Below are 6377 nucleotides of genomic sequence, written 5' to 3'. Positions count from 1 at the left end.
CACCGCGTTGGCGGCGCGGCCGGTCGAGCTGGCGGTACCGCCCGGTTCCGGGGCGCCGGCAGTCTGTACCAGCGTTTCGGTATGCCAGCGGTCGGCCGAATCGGCCAGCCTGGCGCGGCGTTCGGTGGCTTCGGCGAGCGCGGCGTCGGCGGCCAAGTCGGCGGCCGAGTTGGCGGCCAACTCGGCGGCCACGGTGGCATCCCCGGTCTCCTTCGCTTGCGCGGCCTGGTTTTCGCCCGCCATCTCCGTCACCGGCTTCTGCTGCATCGCCTCGGCATGCGGATCCGCTGCTTCCTGTGCTTCCGGTGCCTTCGGTGCCTCCGCAGTTTCGCCGTGGTTGTCCGCCGCCGCGCTCTCACCGTCCACGGCCGCGGCAGGCTGCTCTACCGGCGCCGCCCGCCGGCGGATGAAACCCGCGCCCCTGCCCTCGCCGCGGTCGCCCTCGACCAACCGCTCGCTGGCGAGCCGCAGGCTGCGGCTCGCCGCCTCGGTCGCTTCCTCCACGGCGGCGCGCGCCGCCGGCAGGTCGAGCTCGTCGGCGTGCTGGCGCACCTGGATGCGCGCCGCCGCGACATGGGCCGCCACCAGATAGTTCTGCACGATGAAGCGGCTCAGGTTGTCGACCGCGCGGTGCCGGCTCCTGGGCTCGTCGAGCATCCGCTGGAACGAGCCGATCAGCGCCGACAGGCTGTCCATGAACTGCTTGCGCTCGACGCGATAGGCGAAGTCGTCCCCGGTCTTTCCCAGCAGCAGGTCGCGCGTGGCGGCGATATAGCGCCGGTTGGCGTTCAGCACGTTCTCGACCAGCGCCGGAATCGCGCGGTATTCCCAGCTCGGCAGCACGAAGCTGAAGATCGACGCGATCACGCCGCCGATCACCGTATCGACCAGCCGCTCGCCGACCACCGTCGCGCCCGGCATCAGCAGGTTGATCTGCACCAGCACCTGCACGCAGGCCGCGATCGCGGTGTAGCGGTACTTGATCGTGACGAAGGTCGCGCTGGCCACCAGCGAGACGAACAGCACGGCCAGCAGCACCAGCGGTTCGTGCACCACGCGCAGGATCGCCAGCGCGATGATGCAGCCGATCAGCGTGCCGATCAGGCGGTCGTTGTAGCGCTGCTTGGTCATGCTGAAGTTCGGCTTCAGGATGACGATGATGGTCAGCAGGATCCAGTAGCTGTGCGAGGCGTACGGCAGATAGCCGGCCACCACCAGCCCCGCCGCCACCGCCATCGTGACGCGCAGCGAGAAGCGGAACACCGGCGCGCGCCAGTGCAGGTTGTCGCGCAGCACGCGCCATTCGTAGCGCTGGCGCGTCAGGAACGGCGTCATGTCGGGGCCGGGCAGCACCTGGCGCGGCTCGACCGGCGTGCGCGAGGCCACGTGCAGCTGTTCGACCAGCGCGATCGCGCCCTTGATCATGTCGAGCGTCTCTCCCAGCGCCGTCATCGCGGCCGGGTCGATATGGTGGTGCCGCAGCATTGCGATCTCGTCGGCGACCGCGCGCAGCGCCTCGCGGTAATCGACCTCGGCATACGAGGGCCGGCCGCGCGTCACGTCGTAGGCGATCGCCTCGACGTCCTCGCACATCAGCCGGATCAGCCGCCGCAGCGCGTCGAGCACCGGCGTGCCGGCAAAGGTCTGGCGCAGCAGCGGATAGTCGGTATTGGTCGACAGAATGTATTCGTACAGGTCCAGCATGCGCAGATGGACCTGCACCAGCAGCCCGTCGTGCGGCGTGCGGTTGCCGCGCAGCACCAGGTCGCGCGCCGCCTGCTGCCGCTCCGCGACCACGATCTGCTGGCGCACCAGCGCGTTGAACTGCTCGTCGTAGTCGTTGCCGGCATCGTAGAAGCCGGCCTTGATTTCGAGGTAGGCGGCCAGCTCGTACAGCGACTCGGCCAGGATCTGCTGCTTGGTGCGCCGCTCCATCAGCCAGCTGACCGCCATCGCGTAGGCCATGTACGCCGCCGCGCCGGCGCCGAACAGCAGCGCGTGCTCGATTGCGCGCCGCACGACGAAGTCCTCGCTCAACGTCAGCGTCATCACGAACAGCGTCGAGAACTGCAACGGCATCGTCTTGTTGCCGTAGACGGTCATCATGCCGGCCAGGAAGGTGACCAGCACCAGCACGACCGGCAGCACGCGCGGGAATGGCGTGACCAGCGCGACGACCAGCGTCACCGCCGTGCACAGCAGCACGCTGGCCAGCATCTCGTTGAACTTGTGGTTCACCGGGCTGGGCAGGTCCATCAGGCTGGTGCACAGCGCGCCCATCGACACCACCATCGCGGTCGGCAGGTCCGCAAGCTGCAGCGCGATCAGCGTCGCGCCGATGACGCCGGTCGCCGAGCGCAGGCCGCGATAGACGTAGTGCGAGAAAACGAAGGTGCGGGGATCGTGGGCGTATTGCATGCGGGCGCGGTGGGCGGGCTACGGCGATGAGCTACGGCGGACGGCAGGGCCGCCAGCTTACTGGCCCAGCCAGCGCGCGCGCAATGGATGGCGGCCGCGCCGGCGCCGATCTTCGCCTTCTTCCAGCTGGAGCCGATATTCGGTGGCCGGCTCCGGCGCGAAGGTCACCGGCAGCACGTGCAGTTCGTCGCGGCGGAACAGGTGGCAAGGCACGCTGTCGCCGGCGCGATAGCGCGCCAGCAGCTTGTCGAGCTGCCCGGCCCCGTTCGGCGTGACGCGCAGCCCGTCCACCGCGGCCAGCAGATCGCCGGCCGACCAGCCGGCCGCCTGCGCCGCGCCGCCGTCGAGCACCTGCGTCACGCGCACCCAGCCGTTCTCGCTGGTGGTCTTGATGCCGAGCGCCGCCGCGCGCGTGGGCTTGCGCGGTTCGGCCCGGATGCCGAAGGACTTGAACAGCGCCGGCAATGGCAGCTCGCCGGTGCCCTCGGTCCAGGCCCGCAGCTGCGGGGACACCCGTACGCCGGCGACCTCGTCGATCAGCGCATGGACCTCGTCCTCGGTGACGCCGCGCTGCACCGCGCCGGGCGCGTAGAAATCGCGGCCATAGCGCCGCCACAGCATCCGCATCACGTCGTCGAGCGAGCGGCGGCCGTCGGTGCGGCTGCGAATCGTCAGGTCCAGCGCCAGGCCGATCAGCGAGCCCTTGGTGTAGTAGCTGACGATCGCATTGGGCGCGTTCTCGTCCTGGCGGTAATACTTGGTCCAGGCATCGAACGAACTGTCGGCCACGCTCTGCTTGGTGCGGCCGCTGCCGCGCAGCACGCCGTTCCAGGTCTTGGCCAGCAGCTCGACGTATTGCTGCTCGGTGATGCAGCCGCTGCGCACCAGCATCAGGTCGTCGTAATAGCTGGTAAAGCCCTCGAACAGCCACAGCAGCGGCGTATGCGTTTCGGCCTGCAGCTGGTACGGCACGAAGGCCGCCGGCTTGATCCGCTTGACGTTCCAGGTATGGAAATACTCGTGGCTGCACAGGCCGAGGAAGCCGCGGTAGCCCTCGCTGCTTTCCGGATTGCCGCGCACCGGCAGATCGCCGCGCGCGCACATCAGCGCGGTGCTGGCGCGATGTTCGAGGCCGCCATAGCCGTCGCCGGTGACCATCGTCATGAAGACATAGCGGCGATTGCTGTCGAGGAACGGCGCGCGCTCGCTGCGCGGCTCGAACAGCCGGATCTGCGCCTCGCAGATCCGCTTCAGGTCGCGGCAGACGCGCTCGATGTCCAGCTGTGGCACGCGGCCGGTGAACACCACGTCGTGCTGCGCGCCGCAGGCCTTGAACGTGCCCATCGCGAACTCGCCCATCTCGACCGGGTGGTCGATCAGCTCGTCGTAGTCGGCGGCGCGATAGCGGCCGAAACCGTAGCGCTTGGCACCGCCTCGGCCCGGCGCCTCCGGCAGCGCCGTGGCCACGCGCCAGTTGCGATAGGCCTCGCCCTGGGGCGGATGGATGTCGACGGTGCAGGGCCGGTCGGCCTTGCCGTCGACGCAGAGGAACACCGAGGTTCCGTTGAAGAAGCCGTGGGTGCGATCCAGATGCGCCGCGCGCACCGACAGGTCCCACGCGTAGACCTCGTACGACAGCGTCAGCGGACCGTGCGTGGGGTCGATCGGCTCGGCCTGCCAGCTGTGCTTGTCGAGCTTGGTCAGCGCAACGGGACGGCGGTCTGCTCCATTGCCGGCATCGGCGCGAATCCTGACGATGTTCCGCGCGAACTCGCGAATCATGTAGCTGCCGGGAATCCACGCCGGCAGCGAAAAACGTTGGCCGGCGGGGTCGGGATCGTCCACCGTGACGGTGACCGCGAACAGATGCGCTTCGGGCTGAAGCGGGGCAATGGCGTAGTGGATCGGCTTCATGGCCACGATTGTAGCGTCACGGGCACGTCGGCCCGGGCGCTGCCGTTGACGCGCTCGGGCGTTGATGCGTTGATGCGTTGATGCACTGATGCGTTGATGCGCTGATGCGCTGATGCGTTGATGCGCTGATGCGTTGGTGCACTGATGCGTTGGTGTCGCGTTGGTGCCGTCGCGGTACGCCCGCCGCGCGCGGCGCCGCCTCCAATGTCAGCGATTGACGTCGACCACCACGCGTCCGCGCATGCCGCCGGCGATGATGCGCTGGCCCGCTTCGATCGCGTCGGCCAGGCCGATCTCCTGCGTGATCGCCGCCAGTCGGTCCGGCTCGAGGTCCTGCGCGAGACGCGCCCACGCCTGCTCGCGCCGCGCCATCGGCGCCATCACGCTGTCGATGCCGTGCAGCGTCACGCCGCGCAGGATGAACGGCGCCACCGAACCCGGAAGATCCATGCCTTGGGCCAGCCCGCAGGCCGTCACCACGCCGCCGTAGCGCACCTGCGCGATGGCGTTGACCAGCGTGTGCGAACCGACCGCATCGACCACCGCGGCCCAGCGCTCCTTCTGCAGCGGCTTGCCCGGCGCCGACAGTTCGGCGCGATCGATGATGTCGGCCGCGCCGAGCGCCTTCAGGAAGTCCGCTTCGCCGGTCTTGCCGGTCGAGGCCACCACGCGATAGCCGAGCTTGCCGAGCAGCGCGATCGCCACGGTGCCGACGCCGCCCGAGGCGCCGGTCACCAGCACCTCGCCCTGCTCCGGCCGCACGCCCGAGGCCTCCAGCGCCAGCACCGACAGCATCGCGGTATAGCCGGCAGTGCCGATCGCCATCGCCTGCCGCGTCGTCAGCGACTCGGGCAGGCGCACCAACCATTCGCCCTTCAGGCGCGCGCGCTGCGCCAGGCAGCCCCAGTGCGTCTCGCCGACGCCGTAGCCGTTCAGCACCACCTTGTCGCCGGCACGCCAGCGCGGGTTCGACGACTCCAGCACGGTGCCGGCGCCATCGATGCCGGCCACCATCGGCCACTTGCGCACGACCGGACTGCGGCCCGTGATCGCCAGGCCGTCCTTGAAGTTGATCGTCGAATAATCGATCTCGACCAGCACGTCGCCGTCGGCGGGCAACTGGTCGTCCTGCAGCGTCGCGATCTCGGCGCGGGTCGATGGCTTGTCGCCGTCGGTCTGGGTCAGCAACAGCGCGCGGAAGGTCATGGTGGTGTCTCCTCGTTATGTGTTCCTTGCTACTTTGTTCCTTGCTCTTTGTTCCTTACTTCTTCAGGCTCGACAGCTTGCGCTCGAGCGTCGCGACGTCGGCCGCGCCCGGAATGCGCGTGCCGTCGGTGAAGAACACCGCCGGCGTGCCGGTGACATTGAGGCTGTGGCCCAGCGCCAGGTTCTCTTCCAGCGGTGTCTTGCAATTGCCGGCACCACTCGGCGTGACCTTCGACAGCATCCAGTCGCGCCACGCCTTGGTCCGGTCGGACGCGCACCAGACCTGCTTGGCCTTGACGGTCGAGTCCGGCGACAGCACCGGATAGAGGAAGGTGTAGACCGTGATGTTGTCCATCTGCTGGAAGGTCTGCTCGATCTGCTTGCAATAGCCGCAGTTCGGATCCGAGAACACCGCGACCTGGCGGCTGCCGTCGCCCTTGCTCCATTTGATCGCGCGCGACAGCGGCAGGTCGGACCACTTGATCCGATTGATCTCCGCCAGCCGCTGCTCGGTCAGATTGGTGCCGCTGCGCGTATCGAGCAGTTCGCCATTGAGGATGTAGCGGCCGCTCGCATCGGCGTAGACCAGCTGGCCGCCGATATTGACTTCGTAGAGACCGGCGATCGGCGTCTTCTCGACGCTCTTGATCTCCGCGCGGCCGCCCAGCATCTTCTGCACATTGGTCTTGATGCGCTCCGCGGTCGGGTCGCTTGCGGCCAGCGCCGGGTGCGCGAAGGCGGCCGTGGCCGCCGCGAGCGTCAGCGCGGCCATCGCGCGCGAGGCGCGCCGGGTCAGCGCGTTGCGCAGTGCGTTGGACAACGGATTGGAGCGCGGCGGG

4 protein-coding genes are annotated in these 6377 nt (G+C 68.8%); all 4 read right to left on the bottom strand.

Annotated elements, in window-relative coordinates; genetic code table 11:
- A partial coding sequence (locus tag B551_RS11780) for an FUSC family protein (RefSeq protein WP_023264150.1) occupies nucleotides 1-2418 on the bottom strand: 2418 nt, incomplete at its 3' end.
- A gap of 57 nt (nucleotides 2419-2475) precedes the next feature.
- Nucleotides 2476-4332 (bottom strand): M61 family metallopeptidase, encoded by a 1857-nt coding sequence (locus B551_RS11775; protein WP_006579542.1) that lies wholly within the window; start codon nucleotides 4330-4332, stop codon nucleotides 2476-2478.
- A gap of 207 nt (nucleotides 4333-4539) precedes the next feature.
- Entirely contained in the window at nucleotides 4540-5538 is a 999-nt protein-coding gene (locus B551_RS11770; RefSeq protein ID WP_006579541.1) for an MDR family oxidoreductase, read from the bottom strand.
- A 55-nt stretch (nucleotides 5539-5593) separates the two neighbouring features.
- Entirely contained in the window at nucleotides 5594-6310 is a 717-nt protein-coding gene (locus B551_RS11765) for a DsbC family protein (RefSeq protein ID WP_043439073.1), read from the bottom strand.
- Between the last annotated feature and the right edge of the window lie 67 nt (nucleotides 6311-6377).

It is taken from the genome of Cupriavidus sp. HPC(L) (assembly GCF_000307735.3).
In the GTDB taxonomy this organism is placed as follows: Bacteria; Pseudomonadota; Gammaproteobacteria; order Burkholderiales; family Burkholderiaceae; genus Cupriavidus.
This window is presented reverse-complemented; position numbering and strand designations above follow the sequence as displayed.